The following is a 16,412-nucleotide window of genomic DNA, read 5'->3' as shown; positions in this document are numbered from 1 at the left end:
CTGCGAACGTGACGCCCCAGTCTTCCATCAGGTACAATTCCCGGCTATTTTTCGGCGGGCAATCTGCCTGCAACCTTTTTGAGTGTTGATCCGTGAGTGATTTGAGTCATATCCGCAATTTCTCCATCATCGCCCACATTGACCATGGCAAGTCGACGCTGGCCGACCGCTTCATTCAGATGTGCGGTGGCTTGTCCGAGCGCGAAATGGAAGCTCAAGTCCTCGATTCCATGGACCTGGAACGCGAACGCGGCATCACCATCAAGGCCCATAGCGTTACCCTGTATTACAAAGCGCTGGACGGCAAAACCTACCAGTTGAACTTCATCGACACCCCAGGCCACGTAGACTTCACCTATGAAGTCAGCCGGTCTCTGGCCGCCTGCGAAGGCGCGCTGTTGGTTGTCGATGCGGGTCAAGGGGTCGAGGCCCAGTCCGTCGCCAACTGCTACACCGCTATCGAGCAGGGCCTTGAGGTCATGCCGGTACTCAACAAGATCGACTTGCCGCAGGCCGACCCGGACCGCGTCAAGGAAGAGATCGAGAAAATCATCGGTATCGATGCCACCGACGCGGTTGCATGCTCGGCCAAGACCGGTCTGGGCGTCGACGAAGTGCTTGAGCGTCTGGTTCACACGATTCCTGCGCCGACCGGCAACATCGAAGACCCGCTGCAAGCGTTGATCATCGATTCCTGGTTCGACAACTACCTGGGCGTTGTCTCGCTGGTGCGTGTACGCCACGGTTGCGTACGCAAGGGCGACAAAATCCTGGTCAAGTCCACCGGCAAGGTGCATTTGGTCGACAGCGTGGGTGTTTTCTCTCCCAAGCATACGCAGACCGTTGACCTGAAAGCCGGTGAAGTAGGCTTCATCATCGCCGGCATCAAGGATATTCACGGCGCCCCTGTCGGCGACACCCTGACCCTGAACACTACGCCCGACGTGGACGTACTGCCTGGCTTCAAGCGTGTTCAGCCGCAGGTGTATGCCGGTCTGTTCCCGGTCAGTTCGGATGACTTCGAAGACTTCCGCGAAGCGCTGCAAAAGCTGACGCTCAACGACTCGTCCCTGCAATACTCGCCAGAAAGCTCCGACGCACTGGGTTTCGGCTTCCGTTGCGGATTCCTGGGCATGCTCCACATGGAGATCATCCAGGAGCGTCTGGAACGCGAGTACGATCTGGACCTGATCACCACCGCGCCAACGGTAATTTTTGAATTACTGTTGAAGAACGGTGAAACGATTCACGTCGATAACCCGTCCAAGCTTCCAGATCAGTCCGTGATCGAAGACATGCGCGAGCCGATCGTGCGGGCCAATATTCTTGTGCCGCAAGAGCACCTGGGCAACGTCATTACACTGTGCATCGAAAAACGTGGTGTGCAGCACGACATGTTGTTCCTGGGGACTCAGGTACAGGTGACCTATGACCTGCCGATGAACGAAGTGGTCCTGGACTTCTTCGACCGTCTCAAGTCGGTGAGCCGTGGTTATGCGTCTCTGGACTACCATTTCAACCGTTATCAGTCAGCAAATCTGGTCAAGCTCGATGTATTGATCAACGGTGAAAAAGTCGACGCTCTGGCGTTGATCGTGCACCGCGATACGGCGAACTCTAAAGGTCGTGCGTTGACCGAAAAGATGAAAGAACTGATCCCGCGGCAGATGTTCGACGTGGCAATCCAGGCCGCCATTGGTGGTCAGGTTATCGCACGTACATCCGTCAAGGCGCTCAGAAAGAACGTACTGGCCAAATGTTACGGCGGCGATGCCAGCCGTAAGCGTAAACTGCTCGAGAAGCAAAAGGCCGGTAAAAAACGCATGAAGCAAGTGGGCAACGTGGAAATTCCACAGGAAGCCTTCCTTGCAGTGCTCAGGTTGGATAGTTAGGTCCTATGTCACTCAATTTCCCGCTGTTGTTGGTCATCGCTGTCGTCGTATGCGGTTCACTTGCATTGCTCGATCTGCTCATTCTGGCACCACGCCGGCGGACGGCCATCGCGACTTATCAGGGCAGCGTCAGCCAGCCGGATGTCGCGGTATTGGAACGCCTGGACAAAGAGCCTTTGCTGGTTGAATACGGCAAATCGTTCTTTCCGGTGCTGTTTATCGTGCTGGTGCTGCGCTCATTTCTGGTCGAGCCCTTCCAGATCCCTTCGGGGTCGATGAAGCCAACGCTGGACGTGGGTGACTTCATCCTGGTGAACAAGTTCTCCTACGGTATTCGCCTGCCAGTGCTGGATCAGAAAGTGATTCGGATCGGTGATCCTCAACGCGGCGATGTGATGGTGTTCCGTTACCCAAGCGACCCGACCGTCAACTACATCAAGCGTGTGGTCGGTTTGCCAGGTGATCAGATCCGTTACACCAGCGACAAGCGTCTGTTCGTCAACGGTGATTTGGTGGCCAAGCAGCTGATTGGCTCCGAGCCGGGGACCTTGGGCAGCGCGGATCTTTATCTTGAGAAGCTTGGCGCCATTGAACACCAGATTCGCCAGGAGATGAGCCGCTACCGTGCGCCGCCAGATCATGAATGGACTGTGCCGGCCGGGCACTACTTCATGATGGGTGACAACCGGGACAACTCGAATGACAGCCGTTTCTGGGATGATCCAAACATTCCCAAGGATGAGCTGGGCATGGTTCCCGACAAGAACATCGTCGGCAAGGCCTTTGCTGTCTGGATGAGCTGGCCTGAGCCGAAACTGAGCCACCTGCCGAACTTCTCGCGGGTTGGTCTGATCAAGTAGCCAATGCGGCGCTGTACTCAACAGCGCCGTACGTCGTTTGGGCTGCGTTGAAACGATGGCAATGGAACACCAACCTTGCCGGCACCATAGAACAGCTACGCTTGAGGTCGAACATGACACCTGCCGGTTCGCAGAAAGGCTTGTCGTTCGTGGGGTGGTTGCTGGCTTTGGCTTTGGTCGCGTTTGCGGCAAGCACGGCCTTTAAACTGATTCCGCATTACCTCGACTATATGTCGATGAAGAAAATCATTAGCTCGGTCGAAACCGACAAAACGCTGGAAATTACAACGGTCAGCGATTTTTACAGCCATGTCAGTAAAGGCATGCAGGTCAACAGCATTCGGGATTTGGATTTGAACAAGGCGTTAAGTGTGACGGTGGAGAACAACAAGTTTCTCGCCCATTTGAAATACGAGAATCGTGAGCCACTGATCCAGAATATCGATCTGGTGGTCAAGTTCGACCACGAATTCAGCGTGGGCAAACCGTGAGCGTTTCCTTGAGTCGCCTGGAGCGTCAGCTCGGCTACACCTTTAAAGACCAGGAACTGATGATTCTGGCCCTGACTCACCGTAGTTTTGCCGGGCGCAATAACGAGCGTCTGGAATTCCTCGGTGATGCCATTCTGAACTTCGTCGCAGGGGAAGCCTTGTTCGACCGCTTCCCTCTGGCGCGCGAAGGCCAGTTGTCGCGCTTGCGGGCGCGGTTGGTGAAGGGTGAGACACTGGCCCTGCTGGCCCGTGGTTTCGACTTGGGCGAGTACTTGCGCCTTGGCTCCGGCGAATTGAAAAGCGGTGGTTTTCGCCGCGAATCGATTCTGGCCGATGCCCTGGAAGCGCTGATCGGTGCGATCTACCTGGATGCGGGCATGGACATGGCGCGTGAGCGTGTGTTGGCCTGGCTGACCACCGAGTTCGACAGCCTGACCCTCGTCGATACCAACAAAGATCCTAAAACCCGGCTGCAGGAGTTTCTCCAGTCGCGTGCCTGTGACCTGCCGCGTTACGAAGTGGTGGATATCCAGGGCGAGCCGCACTGCCGAACGTTTTTCGTCGAGTGCGAGATCAACTTATTGAATGAAAAAAGCCGGGGTCAGGGTGTCAGCCGTCGTATTGCCGAACAGGTAGCAGCGGCCGCAGCACTCATTGCCCTTGGCGTGGAGAACGGCCATGACTGATTCAACTGCAACACGCTGTGGCTATGTTGCCATTGTTGGCCGGCCCAACGTGGGCAAGTCCACGCTGCTGAACCACATCCTTGGGCAAAAACTGGCGATCACGTCGCGCAAGCCGCAGACCACTCGCCACAACATGCTCGGTATCAAGACCGAAGGCACGGTACAGGCGGTCTACGTCGATACCCCCGGCATGCACAAGAACGGCGAGAAAGCGCTCAACCGTTACATGAACAAGACTGCTTCGGCCGCGTTGAAAGACGTCGACGTGGTGATTTTCGTGGTTGACCGTACCCGTTGGACCGATGAAGACCAGATGGTCCTCGAGCGTGTGCAATACGTGCAGGGCCCAGTGATTCTCGCGATCAACAAGACTGACCGCCTCGAAGACAAAGCCGCGCTGATGCCGCATCTGGAGTGGCTGCAAGGCCAGTTGCCGAACGCGCAGATCGTGCCGATCTCTGCTCAGCAGGGTCATAACCTCGAAGCGCTTGAAGGCCTGATCGCCGCCCATTTGCCGGAAAACGATCACTTCTTCCCGGAAGATCAAATCACCGACCGCAGCAGCCGTTTCCTGGCCGCCGAGCTGGTCCGCGAGAAGATCATGCGTCAGCTCGGTGCCGAGTTGCCGTACCAGATCACCGTGGAAATCGAAGAGTTCAAGCAGCAGGGCAAGACCCTGCACATCCACGCGCTGATTCTGGTCGAGCGTGACGGCCAGAAAAAAATCATCATTGGCGACAAGGGTGAGCGGATCAAACGTATCGGCACGGACGCACGCCGGGACATGGAGTTGCTGTTTGACTCCAAGGTCATGCTCAACCTGTGGGTCAAGGTCAAAGGCGGCTGGTCCGATGACGAGCGCGCCCTGCGTTCGTTGGGCTACGGCGACCTGTAAGCCTCATAAGCCTGGTGATTGGCCGCCTCGCCGCCGATCACCGGGCAACGCTGCACCTTTTCCTCGCTATGCCCTTCCTACTGCTGCGATCTGCGAGCCTGCCTGAACGATGAGCACGCCCACCGGCCAACTTGCTTATGTGCTGCACAGCCGGGCGTACCGCGAAAGCAGCGCATTGGTCGATTTCCTTACCCCGCAAGGCCGATTGCGAGCCGTGTTACGCAGCGCTCGCGGCAAGGCAGGCACCCTCGCGCGTCCCTTTGTCCCGCTTGAAATCGAGTTTCGTGGGCGCGGCGAACTGAAAAACGTCGGGCGAATGGAAAGCGCAGGCCTTTCCACCTGGCTGGTGGGTGAAGCGTTGTTCAGCGGTCTTTACCTGAATGAGTTGCTGATCCGCCTGCTGCCCGCCGAAGATCCTCACCCTGCTGTTTTCGATCACTACGCCGCCACCTTGCTGGCACTGGCTGAAGGTCGGCCACTCGAACCCCTGTTGCGCTCCTTTGAATGGCGGCTGCTCGATGATCTGGGCTACGGCTTCGATCTGGACGCCGACATCAACGGCGATCCGGTGGAAGCCGACGGCTTGTATCGCTTGCAAGTGGATGCGGGCCTGGAGCGAGTATGGTTGTTGCAGCCGGGGCTGTTTCAGGGGGCTGAGCTGTTGGCCATGGCTGAAGCCGACTGGAGCGCCACAGGGGCCTTGGCAGCCGCCAAGCGATTGATGCGCCAGGCGTTGGCCGTGCACCTTGGCGGTCGCCCGTTAGTCAGCCGTGAACTGTTTCGCAAGCCGTGAGCAAGCCTTATGCTTGCGCGGTCTGTTTTGATCAAATTTCTAGGAGAGATCCGTGACCCATAGCACTCGCATTCTTCTTGGCGTGAACATCGACCATGTCGCCACCCTGCGTCAGGCCCGTGGTACTCGCTACCCGGACCCGGTGAAAGCAGCGCTGGATGCTGAAGAGGCGGGTGCCGATGGCATCACCGTGCACTTGCGTGAAGACCGTCGGCATATTCAGGAGCGCGACGTACTGTTGCTCAAGGATGTGCTGCAAACGCGCATGAACTTCGAAATGGGCGTCACCGAAGAAATGCTCGCGTTCGCCGAGCGTCTGCGTCCGGCACATATCTGTCTGGTCCCGGAAACACGGCAGGAACTGACCACCGAAGGCGGTCTGGACGTTGCCGGTCAGGAAGCGCGGATCAAGGCTGCGGTGGACCGTCTGGCGAAAGTCGGCTGTGAAGTATCGCTGTTCATCGACCCTGATGAGCGGCAGATAGCGGCATCGAAACGCATCGGTGCGCCCGCCATCGAACTGCACACCGGCCGTTATGCCGACGCGCAAACACCGAGCGAAGTCGCGGAAGAACTGAAACGCATCGCTGACGGCGTGGCGTTTGGTCTGGCCCAAGGCTTGATCGTCAATGCCGGTCATGGCTTGCACTACCACAACGTTGAGGCGGTGGCGGCGATCAAGGGCATCAACGAACTGAACATCGGCCACGCGCTGGTGGCTCATGCCCTGTTCGTCGGTTTCAAATCGGCTGTAGCGGAGATGAAGGCGTTGATACTGGCAGCAGCTGCCAAGGCTTGATCAGATAGACCCCATTCGCGAAGCTTTATTTCCAAACGCTGAATCTAAGGCTTGCGCGCCACGATCACTGCACGCATCGGGGCGGGCAGGCCTTCCACCGTGCGGCTGTGGTCGGCCGGGTCGAGGTAGTCGCTCAGTGACTGAAAGCGCATCCAGTCGGTGCCGCGCTGTTCCTCGACGGTGGTGATGCTGACGTCCACACAACGCACGTCAACAAATCCGGCACGTCGCAGCCATAACTCAAGGGCCGGTACCGACGGCAGGAACCAGACGTTGCGCATTTGCGCATAACGATCTTCCGGCACCAGCACTTGCTGCACGTCGCCTTCCACCACCAAGGTTTCCAGCACCAGCTCTCCGCCTTTGACCAAGCAGTCTTTCAACGCCAGCAAATGGTCGATGGGCGAGCGGCGGTGATAGAGCACGCCCATGGAAAATACAGTGTCGAAGCCTTCGAGATTAGCCGGCAAGTCTTCCAGGGCGAATGGCAGGTGCCAGGCGGGCAGGTCGGGCAGGTAACGCTGGATCGCCTGGAATTGGCAGAAGAACAGCCAGTTCGGGTCGACACCGATCACACTGTCGGCCCCGGCGCCGAGCATCCGCCATTGGTAATAGCCGTTACCGCAACCGACATCCAGTACGCGCTTGCCTTTTAAATCGAGGTGCGGCGATACCCGCGACCATTTCCAGTCCGAGCGCCATTCGGTGTCGACATGCACACCAAATACATCGAACGGCCCTTTGCGCCAAGGCGACAGGCCCATCAGCGCTTTGTGCAACTGCACCCGCGTTTCGGCATCGCAGTCGTTATCAAGGGTGAAGCTTTCAACCAGGTCGATGCGTGTCGGCACCAGTTCAGGAAGGGCCTCCAGCGCGCTTTGCCAGCGTTGCAGGTCGCCGTGACTCTTGGTCATTTTGGCATCGAGTTGCGCTTGCAGGCCATTGGCCCATTCAGCCAGAGGGGTGCCCGCCAAGCGGCGGGCCAGAGGAGCGAGATCAATCATGGCAGGGCAATCAACGAGGCAAAGTTAAGGCATTGAAACCATGGGACCACCTTGGAGAAGCCGGCGGCCAGCAAACGTTCGCGGTGTTCTTCGAGGCTATCGGGCTTCATGACGTTTTCGATAGCGCTGCGTTTTTGGGCAATTTCCAGATCGCTGTAGCCATTGGCGCGCTTGAACGCGACGTGCAGATCAGTGAGCAGCGCGTGTTCCTGCTCATCGTCGAAGCGCAGTTTTTCCGACAGAATCAGCGCACCACCGGGCACCAGCGCCTGGCGGATGCGACCGAGCAGGGCGAGGCGTTGCTCGGGGGCGATGAATTGCAGGGTGAAGTTCAGCGCCACCACCGACGCGGGCTGGAACTGCAGGGCGAGAATATCGCCGTCAATCACTTCAACCGGCAGTAACTCCTGAAACATCGAGTCTTGAGCTTTCAGGTATTCGCGGCAGCGTTCAACCATCGCACTCGAGTTATCCACAGCGATCACGCGACAGCCTTCACTGCGCACGTGACGGCGTAACGATTGGGTGACGGCACCGAGCGAACTGCCCAGGTCATACAGTACGCTATGGGGTTGGGCGAATTGCGCCGCAAGCACCCCCAGGTTCTCGACAATAGTCGGGTAGCCCGGCACCGAACGCTTGATCATGTCCGGAAACACCCGCACCACGTCCTCGTTAAAGGCGAAGTCCGGCACTTGGGCCAGGGGCTGGGCGAAAATGCGGTCGGGTTCTTTGCTCACGGCGGTTCCAGCAGATATCTGAAAAGGGCTGCATTTTAGCCGGGTTGTCGTGTGAGTGCACGGCTCAGACGGCCCCGTTCTATCGGATGAGTGGTCGATCTATTTGCCGATACCTGTCATTTATGACAGTAGACCACCGGAGTACATCCTTTTAGGCTGGGTGTCAGCGGCAGTAAAAAACTATCGCACAAGGAGAGTGACAATGAGCCTGAAAATTGAATCATCTCATACGGATTTGGCTTCACTGATTGACGAGATTCAGAAAATTAACGAAGAGAAGGGAGAAGAAGTTTCAGTAGTTACAATTGCCGAGTTTCAAGCGTTTAGAGATAAGGCAGACAGGGAAGTGGAAAAAGTGACTGACCTCTCTGTTCAGGAAAGCTTGGGTACGCTTCAACGGTTAGCTGATGAGTTTGTTCAAGCGCTGCAACTCATCGCGTTGGCAGCAAGAAAAAGTAAATTGTCTGCCTCTAAAAACAAGCTTTCCTTTGCGTCGAAGGATCCTGTTGTCGAGGCTGAAAATGCAGCTAAAAAATTACAGGTAGCGGCACTCAAGAAAGCGGCTGAATATCAGCTCACATATGCGGTGTTGGGCTATAAATCCAGCGTCGAACTTCTTTGAGCCTATCGTTGCGACGCTGGAAACCCTCTCAATGGCGTCTCAGTTAACCGAGATCGCACAATCGAAGGTCTGCACAGGCGCCACTTCAGGCGCCCACGGCTGTTGATACATCATCAATAGCTGCCCATCTCCCGCGTTGGCAGCCTGATAGCGCCATACCGATTGCCCGGCGCTCCCCACAAGCCCTACCTCTTCCGGGTTGCTATAAACCTCCGGCCCCAGGCTGCGCAGCACGCCCGGGGCAGGGGACTGCACCTTCCAGCGATAACCGGTAGTGGGTGTGCTGGGCAGGGTCAGGATCAAGGTTTGCCCTGTTTTCAGCTTCAACGGGCACTGGCTTTGCTTTTCAACGGAGACGATCTGCCGTGGTTGTTGCGCACAGGCAGCAAGCAGGACAAGGCTCAGCGGGACGAGCAGGCGGACAGCAGTCATGGAGGCTCCAGTCGTATACAACGAACAAGGAGCATAACTGAAGATGGGGGAGATGCTAAGGCAGGGGCGTTCATGACGCCGCCTCGCCAACACGTGGGTTCCTACAGAGGGTCACGATTCTCTGTAGGAACCCACGTGTTGGCGAAAGGTGTGACGCGGTCTCTTAGAACAACACCTTCGCCACGTCGGCAAAGCGTTTGGCGAAGTGTACGGTGATGCCTTCCTTGAGGTAGTCGGGCAGTTCTTCGAAGTTGCCACGGTTTGGCTCAGGCAAAATCAGTTCGTGGATCTTCTGTCGACGCGCCGCGATGACCTTTTCCCGCACGCCGCCAATCGGCAGTACATGCCCGGTCAGTGTCAGTTCGCCGGTCATGGCCACGCCTTTTTTCGGCGCTTGATTGCGGGCCAGGGACAGCAAGGCGCTGGCCATGGTCACCCCGGCGCTTGGGCCGTCTTTGGGCGTCGCGCCTTCGGGCACATGCACGTGCACAAAAGCCTCGTCGAAGAAACGCGGATCGCCACCGAATTGCGCCAGGTTCGCGCTGATGTAGCTGTAGGCGATTTCCGCCGACTCTTTCATCACGTCCCCCAGTTGCCCGGTGAGTTTGAAGCCGCGGTTAAGCGTGTGGATTCGGGTCGCCTCGATCGGCAATGTGGCGCCGCCCATGCTGGTCCACGCCAGACCGGTAATGACGCCGGTGCCTGACAGCACTTGTTCGTTACGAAATACCGGCATGCCCAGCGAGGCTTCCAGGTCTTTGGGCGCGATCTTGATCACCGCTTTCGGCTCATCCAGCAGCTTGACCACGGACTTGCGCACCAGCTTGCCCAGTTGCTTCTCCAACTGCCGGACCCCGGCTTCACGGGCATATCCATCGATGACGGCCCGCAGCGCAGTGTCACTGATGGACAGGCTGCTCTTGGCCACACCCGCCTTTTCCAACTGCTTAGGCCACAGGTGGCGTTTGGCGATGGCGACTTTTTCTTCGGTGATGTAGCCAGACAGGCGAATCACTTCCATTCGGTCGATCAATGGGCCAGGGATTGAATCCAGGGTGTTGGCGGTGCAGATGAACAGGACTTTCGACAGGTCCAGACGCAGGTCCAGGTAGTGATCGAGGAATTCCACGTTCTGTTCCGGGTCGAGGGTTTCCAGCAGCGCCGAGGCGGGGTCGCCCTGGTAGCTCTGGCCCATCTTGTCGATCTCATCGAGCATGATCACCGGGTTCATCACTTCGACGTCTTTGAGCGCCTGGACCAGTTTGCCCGGTTGCGCGCCGATGTACGTGCGACGGTGGCCCTTGATCTCAGCCTCGTCGCGCATACCGCCGACGCTGAACCGATAGAACGGCCGACCCAGTGATTCGGCAATCGAGCGGCCCACGCTGGTTTTGCCCACGCCCGGCGGACCGACCAGCAAGACGATGGAGCCGCTGATCTCACCCTTGTAAGCGCCAACCGCGAGGAACTCGAGGATCCGGCTCTTGATGTCATCCAGGCCTGCATGGTGCTGATCCAGCACTTTGCGCGCGTGCTTCAGGTCGAGCTTGTCCTTGCCGTAAACGCCCCACGGCACCGAACTGGCCCAATCCAGATAGTTGCGCGTCACCGCGTATTCCGGTGAGCCGGTTTCCAGTATCGAGAGCTTGTTGATTTCTTCGTCAATTCGCTTGCGTGCCTGAGGCGGCAGGGTTTTGCCCTCCAGGCGCTGCTCGAACTGCTCGATGTCGGCGCTGCGATCATCCTTGCTCAACCCCAGCTCTTGCTGGATCACTTTGAGCTGCTCTTTAAGGAAGAATTCGCGTTGGTGTTCACCGATCTTACGGTTCACTTCAGCGGAGATTTCTTTCTGCAGACGTGCGACTTCGACTTCCTTGCGCAGCATAGGCAGGACTTTGCCCATGCGTTTGAGCATGGGGACGCAATCGAGGACTTCTTGCAGTTCGACGCCGGTGGCCGAGGTCAGCGCCGCAGCGAAATCGGTGAGCGGCGACGGATCGTTAGGGCTGAAGCGGTTCAGGTAGTTTTTCAGCTCTTCGCTGTACAGCGGGTTGAGCGGCAGCAGTTCCTTGATCGCGTTGATCAGGGCCATGCCATAGGCCTTGACCTCGTCGGTCGTCTCATTGGGTTGATGCGGGTACTCGACCTCCACCAGATACGGCGGGCGATGGTGCTTGAGCCAGGTGCGGATACGTACCCGACTCAGACCCTGGGCCACGAATTGCAGTTTGCCGTTCTCGCGGCTGGCGTGGTGGACCTTTACCAGCGTGCCGTATTCAGGCAGGGCATTGGTGTCGAAATGGCGGGGGTCGTCGGGGGGCGTGTCCATGAAAAACAGCGCCAGTGAATGATGGTCCGACTTGCTGACCAACTCCAGAGTCTCGGCCCATGGCTCTTCGTTGACAATCACCGGCAGCACTTGAGCCGGGAAGAACGGGCGGTTGTGGATCGGGATGATGTAGACCTTGTCCGGAAGGTTTTGCCCCGGAAGGGCCAGGCTGGTGTTGGTCGATCCCTCGTTTATGTCGCGCTCGGCAGTAACGTCATCTGACAAATCTTGTGAGTCTGCTTGCTGGTCGCTCATGGGGCACCTGCACAATTGAACATGGGGTTTAGATGGGGCGCAGCAGCAAGGGTTTCAATGGTGAGTACAAATAGATTCGGTCGAGCTTGGGTTCTCGATCAATGTGCCGATACCCATTTGTAAGCCCCCGGCAGAATGATAGCTAAAGGCCTTGTTTAGTGCGTGATCTTCTCCTGACTGCCCGCTAATCTACGAGCGCGATATTTCGTTGCCAGGGTTGGCGAACTTTAACCGGCTTTGCCGCTGAAAATTGGAAACAGGTATGTCCAGCATTTTACCTTCCGCGGTCCTGGTGGTTGTGTGTATGTTGCTCAGTATAGGGGCGTCTGCGGCAACCCTCGGTGCTGGTGTTGTCGACCAGCAAGGCAAGCCGCTGGGCGATGCCGTTCTGACCCTGCGTGGGCCGCTAGGCAAGCCGGTGGTTGCGCTGAAAGCGGACATGGACCAGCACGACAAACAGTTCGCGCCGCATGTGCTGGCCGTGCGCACTGGGACACAGATAGCGTTTCCCAACAGCGATAACATTCGCCATCAGGTTTACTCCTTCTCCCCCGCCAAACGTTTTGAATTGCGTTTATACGAAGGCACGCCCTCGCAGCCGGTGTTGTTCGATAAGCCAGGCGTGGTGGTGCTTGGGTGCAATATCCATGACTGGATGCTCGGTTATGTCTATGTCACAGATGACTCTTGGTTCGCGGTCAGTGATGACAGCGGCACGCTGAAAATAGATCAGTTGCCCGCCGGGCGATATGCCGTGACGTTATGGCATCCGCAAACCGCTGACATGCAACCGCAGTCTGGTGGTGAAATCGACGTGCCGGCGGAGGGCATTCATCACCGCTTTAGCCTGGTGGTACAGCCCAAGGCGCAGGACATGCCCAAGGCCCCGGCACCCAGCGCGTTCGGCGATGCCTTTCATAAAGCTGCACATGAATGAACCTGCGCAGTAGTTTTCAGGCGCGTATCGCCTGTGTGCTGATCCTCCTGCTCCTTGTGGTAGTAGGCGCCGTGTATTTTGCGGTCAAGGCCGCGACCAGTAGCGCCGTATACACTCAGGCCGAGGAGCAATTGCAGGTCGGCTCGCGAGTGTTCGAGCGGCTGCTGGAGATCCGTGGTCGGCAGTTGCGTGACGGCGTGCAACTGCTGGCGGCGGATTTCGGCTTTCGCGATGCGGTGGCCAGCGGTGAATCTGCGACCATTCGCTCGGTATTGCGCAACCATGGCGCACGGATCAATGCCAGTGACATGTTCCTGCTCAGCATGGATGGCAAGGTCATGGCCAGCACCGTGGCCCAAGTGCCTGAGGGCAGCCAGTTCCGCTACGACACAGCGCTGCGCGAGGCCCGGCGCAAGAATCAAACGATGTTGATCGTCCCGGCGCAAGGCAAACCGCATCTTCTGGTGGAAAGCACCGTGCTAGCGCCGTTGCCGATCGGTCGCGTGGTCATGGGTTTTGCGATGGACAGTGGCTTTGCCCAGGAACTACGCTCGCTGAGCGGGCTGGAAGTGTCCTTCCTCGCGGTTGAAAATCAGCAACCAGGGAAAATGGTCAGTACTCAGCCGGATTCGCTGTATGCCAGCCTGAACGCGCTCATGCTCGATCCCTCTCAGGATCGGCATATGCGCATGACGGAACACCAGAGCGCGCGTTTCCTCAGTCAGTCATTGTTGGTCAACACCGGGGATGGCAGTGACGGGCAAGTGATTGCTTTGCTGCAAAGCCCGCTCGATAAGGCCATGCAGGCCTTTGCTCCGCTCGACGAGAAACTCTTCTGGATCGCCCTTGCGGCGTTGCTGGCTTCATTGGTTGGCGCGCTGTTGCTGGCGCGAAGTGTCTCGTTGCCGGTGCGTGCCTTGGCACGGGCGGCCGAGCGCATTGGCGAGGGTGATTATCAGACCCCCGTGGCCCTGAAGCGCAGCGATGAATTGGGGTTGCTGGCCAGTGCATTCAACTCGATGCAGAGCGGCATCGCCGAACGCGAGCAGCAATTGGCGCACAACGCGCTGCATGACGCCCTTACCGGTTTGCCCAACAGGGCGCTGGCGATGGAGCGCCTGGGCAGTGCCATTGCGGCAGAGCGTTCGGTGGCGCTGTTGTACCTGGGCATCGATAACTATCGGGCCATCAACGAAAGCTGTGGTGTTGAAGGTGTCGATCAGATGTTGCAACAGGCCGGTGCACGGTTGCAGGCGGCGTTGCGTCCGGGCGATACCGTGGCTCGGCTGACTGCCAACGAATTTTTGCTGTTGCTGGAAAATACCGGCAGCGATGGCGCGGTGGCCATGGCCGACACCCTGCAACAGTTGTTGATCGAACCACAGAAGATAGGCGGCCACGAGATTACGCTGGACTGCTGCGTCGGCATCGCGGCGTATCCCACCGACGGCGACGCGCCGCAGGAATTGCTCAGTCGCGCCGCTATCGCCCGGCAAGATGCCGCGCAATTGCCTGGGCGTTTGCAGGTTTATCAGCAGGGTCGCGACGTGGCTCACCAGCGCCAGATTCGTTTGATTCGTGACCTGCGCCATGCAGCGGCCAATAACGAGTTGGTTCTGCATTATCAGCCCAAGCTGGATATTCGTCTGGGGCGGGTACGTCAGGCCGAAGCACTGTTACGTTGGCAGCATCCTCAATTGGGTCTGGTTTCGCCCGCAGAATTCATCGAGTTGGCCGAGCGCACCGGCAGCATTCAGTTGCTGACCAATTGGGTCATCGAAGACACCATGCGCCAGATTGCCGAGTGGTCCGGGCGTGGGTTGCAGCTACAGGTGTCGCTGAACATTTCGGCCGAAGACCTGCTCAGCCATGATTTGGTTGACCGTGTGTCTGTGTTGCTCAAGCAATACCGTGTCCCTGCCGAACAACTGATCTTCGAGATCACGGAAAGCGCGGTCATGCGTGAACCGGAACATGCGCTTGACGTTCTGCACCGTCTGCGCGAATGCGGCATCAGCCTTTCAATTGATGACTTCGGGACGGGTTTTTCGTCGCTGGCGCACCTCAAGCGGTTGCCGGTTCAGGAATTGAAAATCGACCAGTCGTTTGTGCGCGACCTCGATGAAACCAGTGAAGACGCCGTGATCGTGCGTTCCACCATTGAGATGAGCCATAACCTTGGCCTGAAAGTGGTCGCCGAAGGCGTCGAGTACGCGCGCAGCCTGCGCCTGCTTGAGCGCTGGCAGTGCGACACGGCGCAGGGTTATCTGATCAGCCGGCCATTGACGGCCGCTGCGTTTGAAGCCTGGATCGCCCAACCCCTACCTTCCTCCAGCCTGATGGTCCATTGATTTATGCCGCGTCGTTTTTTCCTGTTACTGGGGTGTTTACTGGGGTTATTCGAACAAACTGTTCTGGCTGATCAGGGCCGGTTGATCGCCACCGGAGGTGCCAGCAGTCTTGAGGGCGCGTCCGGTGGAGGGATTACCCCGTGGGCGGTGCTGGCGGGTTATGGCGAGCAAGGCGAGTGGGGCGGCAATGTGTTCGCCACTCATGTCGATCTGCCAGACTACAGGCTGGATGTAGTGGGCCTGGCCGTTGCGTTCGATAATCGCGTCGAGGTGTCTTTTGCACGCCAGCGTCTGGACCTGGGTTCGCTGGTCAGCAAGTTTCACCTGCCCGAGGACAGCCTGAGTCAGGACATTGTCGGAGTGAAAGTCAGGCTGTTCGGTGACGTGATCTACGACCGTCTGCCGCAGGTGTCCCTGGGGCTGGAATACAAGCACCAGAACGATTTCCTGATCCCCAGCCTGGTCGGCGCCAAGCGTGATCAGGACACCGAGGGTTACTTGACCGCCAGTCGTTTGTTCATGGGCGGGGCCTTTGGCTACAACCTGCTGATCAACGGAGGGTTGCGCTACAGCCGGGCCAACGAGCTGGGGCTGCTTGGCTTCGGTGGTGATCGACGCGACACCCGCAGCGTGCTTAAGGAGGGCTCGGTGGCTGTGCTGTTCAACCCGCGCTGGGCGTTGGGCATGGAGTACCGCGAGAAACCGGACAACCTGTCGTTCTCCGGCGAGAGCGATTGGTCGGACCTGTTCATCGGTTATTTTCCGAACAAACACCTGTCGGTCGTGCTGGCTTATGCGCGGCTCGGCGAGATTGCTACGCTGGACAATCAGAACGGTACTTACCTGTCGGTACAGGGGAGCTTTTGATCATGCGCCTGTTACCGTGGATTTTGATCGCCGTACTGGCTGGCTGTGCGCAACACTCCGCCCCGCCAGTCGAGAATGACCCGAGCCTGTACAACGCGCTGGGGCAGCGTGCAGGCATTCAGCAGATTGTGGAAGGCATGCTGATCAACGTCGCTCATGACAAGCGCATCGTCGAGCATTTCAAAAAGGTCGATATCGTGCGCTTGCGCGACAAACTGGTTGAACAGTTCTGTGTCAAAGCGGGCGGCCCTTGCCGCTACACCGGCGACCCCATGCCAGAGGTCCACAAAGGTCAGCATGTGTCCCGCAGTGATTTCAACGCGCTGGTTGAAGACTTGATCGACGCCATGGACGCGCAGGGCATTTCAGTCCCGACGCAGAATCGCTTGATCGCAACGTTAGCGCCCCTGCGTGGGGATGTGATCGAGAAGTAAGGCTGATCAGCGCTGCAAAAAAAGG

16 protein-coding genes are annotated in these 16,412 nt (G+C 58.0%); 12 read left to right on the top strand and 4 right to left on the bottom strand.

The features are described 5' to 3' along the window. Positions 1-92 precede the first annotated feature (92 nt). From lepA to pdxJ, 7 genes are all read left to right on the top strand, one after another. Positions 93-1,892: a translation elongation factor 4 gene (gene lepA, locus K0F75_RS12130; RefSeq protein WP_219062103.1), complete on the top strand. Its 1,800-nt coding sequence runs from the start codon at positions 93-95 to the stop codon at positions 1,890-1,892. Between the two features lie 5 nt (positions 1,893-1,897). Continuing rightward, a complete protein-coding gene (lepB, locus tag K0F75_RS12125; RefSeq protein ID WP_219062102.1) occupies positions 1,898-2,752 on the top strand; it encodes a signal peptidase I in 855 nt (284 codons plus the stop codon). A gap of 113 nt (positions 2,753-2,865) precedes the next feature. Then, complete coding sequence (locus K0F75_RS12120; RefSeq protein ID WP_219062101.1) at positions 2,866-3,243, top strand: DUF4845 domain-containing protein; 378 nt, start codon at positions 2,866-2,868, stop codon at positions 3,241-3,243. After that, a complete protein-coding gene (rnc, locus tag K0F75_RS12115) occupies positions 3,240-3,929 on the top strand; it encodes a ribonuclease III (RefSeq protein ID WP_219062100.1) in 690 nt (229 codons plus the stop codon). Before K0F75_RS12120 ends, rnc begins: the two co-directional genes overlap by 4 nt. After that, positions 3,922-4,824, top strand: a complete 903-nt coding sequence (gene era / locus K0F75_RS12110; protein WP_219062099.1) for a GTPase Era — start codon at positions 3,922-3,924, stop codon at positions 4,822-4,824. The genes rnc and era overlap by 8 nt, the downstream gene beginning before the upstream one ends. A 109-nt stretch (positions 4,825-4,933) precedes the next feature. Next, on the top strand, positions 4,934-5,617 hold the full coding sequence (gene recO, locus K0F75_RS12105) for a DNA repair protein RecO (protein ID WP_219062098.1): 684 nt from the start codon (positions 4,934-4,936) through the stop codon (positions 5,615-5,617). A 52-nt stretch (positions 5,618-5,669) separates the two neighbouring features. Continuing rightward, entirely contained in the window at positions 5,670-6,416 is a 747-nt protein-coding gene (pdxJ, locus tag K0F75_RS12100) for a pyridoxine 5'-phosphate synthase (RefSeq protein ID WP_219062097.1), read from the top strand. A 44-nt stretch (positions 6,417-6,460) separates the two neighbouring features. On the opposite strand, the gene cmoB is transcribed toward pdxJ, so the two are convergent. Continuing rightward, positions 6,461-7,420, bottom strand: coding sequence for a tRNA 5-methoxyuridine(34)/uridine 5-oxyacetic acid(34) synthase CmoB (gene cmoB, locus K0F75_RS12095; RefSeq protein ID WP_219062096.1), 960 nt, complete (start codon positions 7,418-7,420; stop codon positions 6,461-6,463). Continuing rightward, positions 7,417-8,160 carry a carboxy-S-adenosyl-L-methionine synthase CmoA gene (cmoA, locus tag K0F75_RS12090; protein ID WP_219062095.1) on the bottom strand — a complete coding sequence of 248 codons (744 nt, stop codon included), beginning with the start codon at positions 8,158-8,160 and terminating at the stop codon, positions 7,417-7,419. The genes cmoB and cmoA overlap by 4 nt, the downstream gene beginning before the upstream one ends. A 202-nt stretch (positions 8,161-8,362) precedes the next feature. On the opposite strand from cmoA, the gene K0F75_RS12085 reads away from it, so the two are divergent. Beyond that, entirely contained in the window at positions 8,363-8,782 is a 420-nt protein-coding gene (locus tag K0F75_RS12085; protein WP_219062094.1) for a hypothetical protein, read from the top strand. 39 nt (positions 8,783-8,821) lie between these two features. On the opposite strand, the gene K0F75_RS12080 is transcribed toward K0F75_RS12085, so the two are convergent. Together K0F75_RS12080 and lon are read right to left on the bottom strand one after the other, a co-directional pair. Further along, the gene (locus tag K0F75_RS12080) at positions 8,822-9,214 is read right to left on the bottom strand and encodes a protease inhibitor I42 family protein (RefSeq protein WP_219062093.1); all 393 of its coding nucleotides are present in this window, start codon (positions 9,212-9,214) and stop codon (positions 8,822-8,824) included. 163 nt (positions 9,215-9,377) lie between these two features. Continuing rightward, on the bottom strand, positions 9,378-11,798 hold the full coding sequence (gene lon, locus K0F75_RS12075; RefSeq protein ID WP_219062092.1) for an endopeptidase La: 2,421 nt from the start codon (positions 11,796-11,798) through the stop codon (positions 9,378-9,380). A gap of 262 nt (positions 11,799-12,060) precedes the next feature. Here lon and K0F75_RS12070 point away from each other — a divergent pair, with 262 nt between their 5' ends. From K0F75_RS12070 to K0F75_RS12055, 4 genes are read left to right on the top strand one after another with little or no spacing between them, the layout of a single operon-like run. Further along, positions 12,061-12,735: a methylamine utilization protein gene (locus tag K0F75_RS12070; protein WP_219062091.1), complete on the top strand. Its 675-nt coding sequence runs from the start codon at positions 12,061-12,063 to the stop codon at positions 12,733-12,735. Then, a complete protein-coding gene (locus K0F75_RS12065; RefSeq protein WP_219062090.1) occupies positions 12,732-15,086 on the top strand; it encodes an EAL domain-containing protein in 2,355 nt (784 codons plus the stop codon). Before K0F75_RS12070 ends, K0F75_RS12065 begins: the two co-directional genes overlap by 4 nt. Positions 15,087-15,089: 3 nt before the next feature. After that, positions 15,090-15,953: a DUF3034 family protein gene (locus tag K0F75_RS12060; protein WP_219062089.1), complete on the top strand. Its 864-nt coding sequence runs from the start codon at positions 15,090-15,092 to the stop codon at positions 15,951-15,953. Then, the gene (locus tag K0F75_RS12055; protein WP_219062349.1) at positions 15,953-16,387 is read left to right on the top strand and encodes a group 1 truncated hemoglobin; all 435 of its coding nucleotides are present in this window, start codon (positions 15,953-15,955) and stop codon (positions 16,385-16,387) included. The genes K0F75_RS12060 and K0F75_RS12055 overlap by 1 nt, the downstream gene beginning before the upstream one ends. Positions 16,388-16,412: the final 25 nt, after the last annotated feature.

Source organism: Pseudomonas sp. UMAB-08 (assembly GCF_900095225.1).
Taxonomy (GTDB): Bacteria; Pseudomonadota; Gammaproteobacteria; order Pseudomonadales; family Pseudomonadaceae; genus Aquipseudomonas.
This window is presented reverse-complemented; position numbering and strand designations above follow the sequence as displayed.

Coding starts and splice junctions, on each gene's coding strand:
- lepB (WP_219062102.1), top strand. CDS start 1,898: ATGTCACTCAATTTCCCGCTGTTGTTGGTCATCGCTGTCGTCGTATGC.
- K0F75_RS12120 (WP_219062101.1), top strand. CDS start 2,866: ATGACACCTGCCGGTTCGCAGAAAGGCTTGTCGTTCGTGGGGTGGTTG.
- era (WP_219062099.1), top strand. CDS start 3,922: ATGACTGATTCAACTGCAACACGCTGTGGCTATGTTGCCATTGTTGGC.
- recO (WP_219062098.1), top strand. CDS start 4,934: ATGAGCACGCCCACCGGCCAACTTGCTTATGTGCTGCACAGCCGGGCG.
- cmoB (WP_219062096.1), bottom strand. CDS start 7,420: ATGATTGATCTCGCTCCTCTGGCCCGCCGCTTGGCGGGCACCCCTCTG.
- K0F75_RS12085 (WP_219062094.1), top strand. CDS start 8,363: ATGAGCCTGAAAATTGAATCATCTCATACGGATTTGGCTTCACTGATT.
- K0F75_RS12080 (WP_219062093.1), bottom strand. CDS start 9,214: ATGACTGCTGTCCGCCTGCTCGTCCCGCTGAGCCTTGTCCTGCTTGCT.
- lon (WP_219062092.1), bottom strand. CDS start 11,798: ATGAGCGACCAGCAAGCAGACTCACAAGATTTGTCAGATGACGTTACT.
- K0F75_RS12070 (WP_219062091.1), top strand. CDS start 12,061: ATGTCCAGCATTTTACCTTCCGCGGTCCTGGTGGTTGTGTGTATGTTG.
- K0F75_RS12065 (WP_219062090.1), top strand. CDS start 12,732: ATGAACCTGCGCAGTAGTTTTCAGGCGCGTATCGCCTGTGTGCTGATC.
- K0F75_RS12060 (WP_219062089.1), top strand. CDS start 15,090: ATGCCGCGTCGTTTTTTCCTGTTACTGGGGTGTTTACTGGGGTTATTC.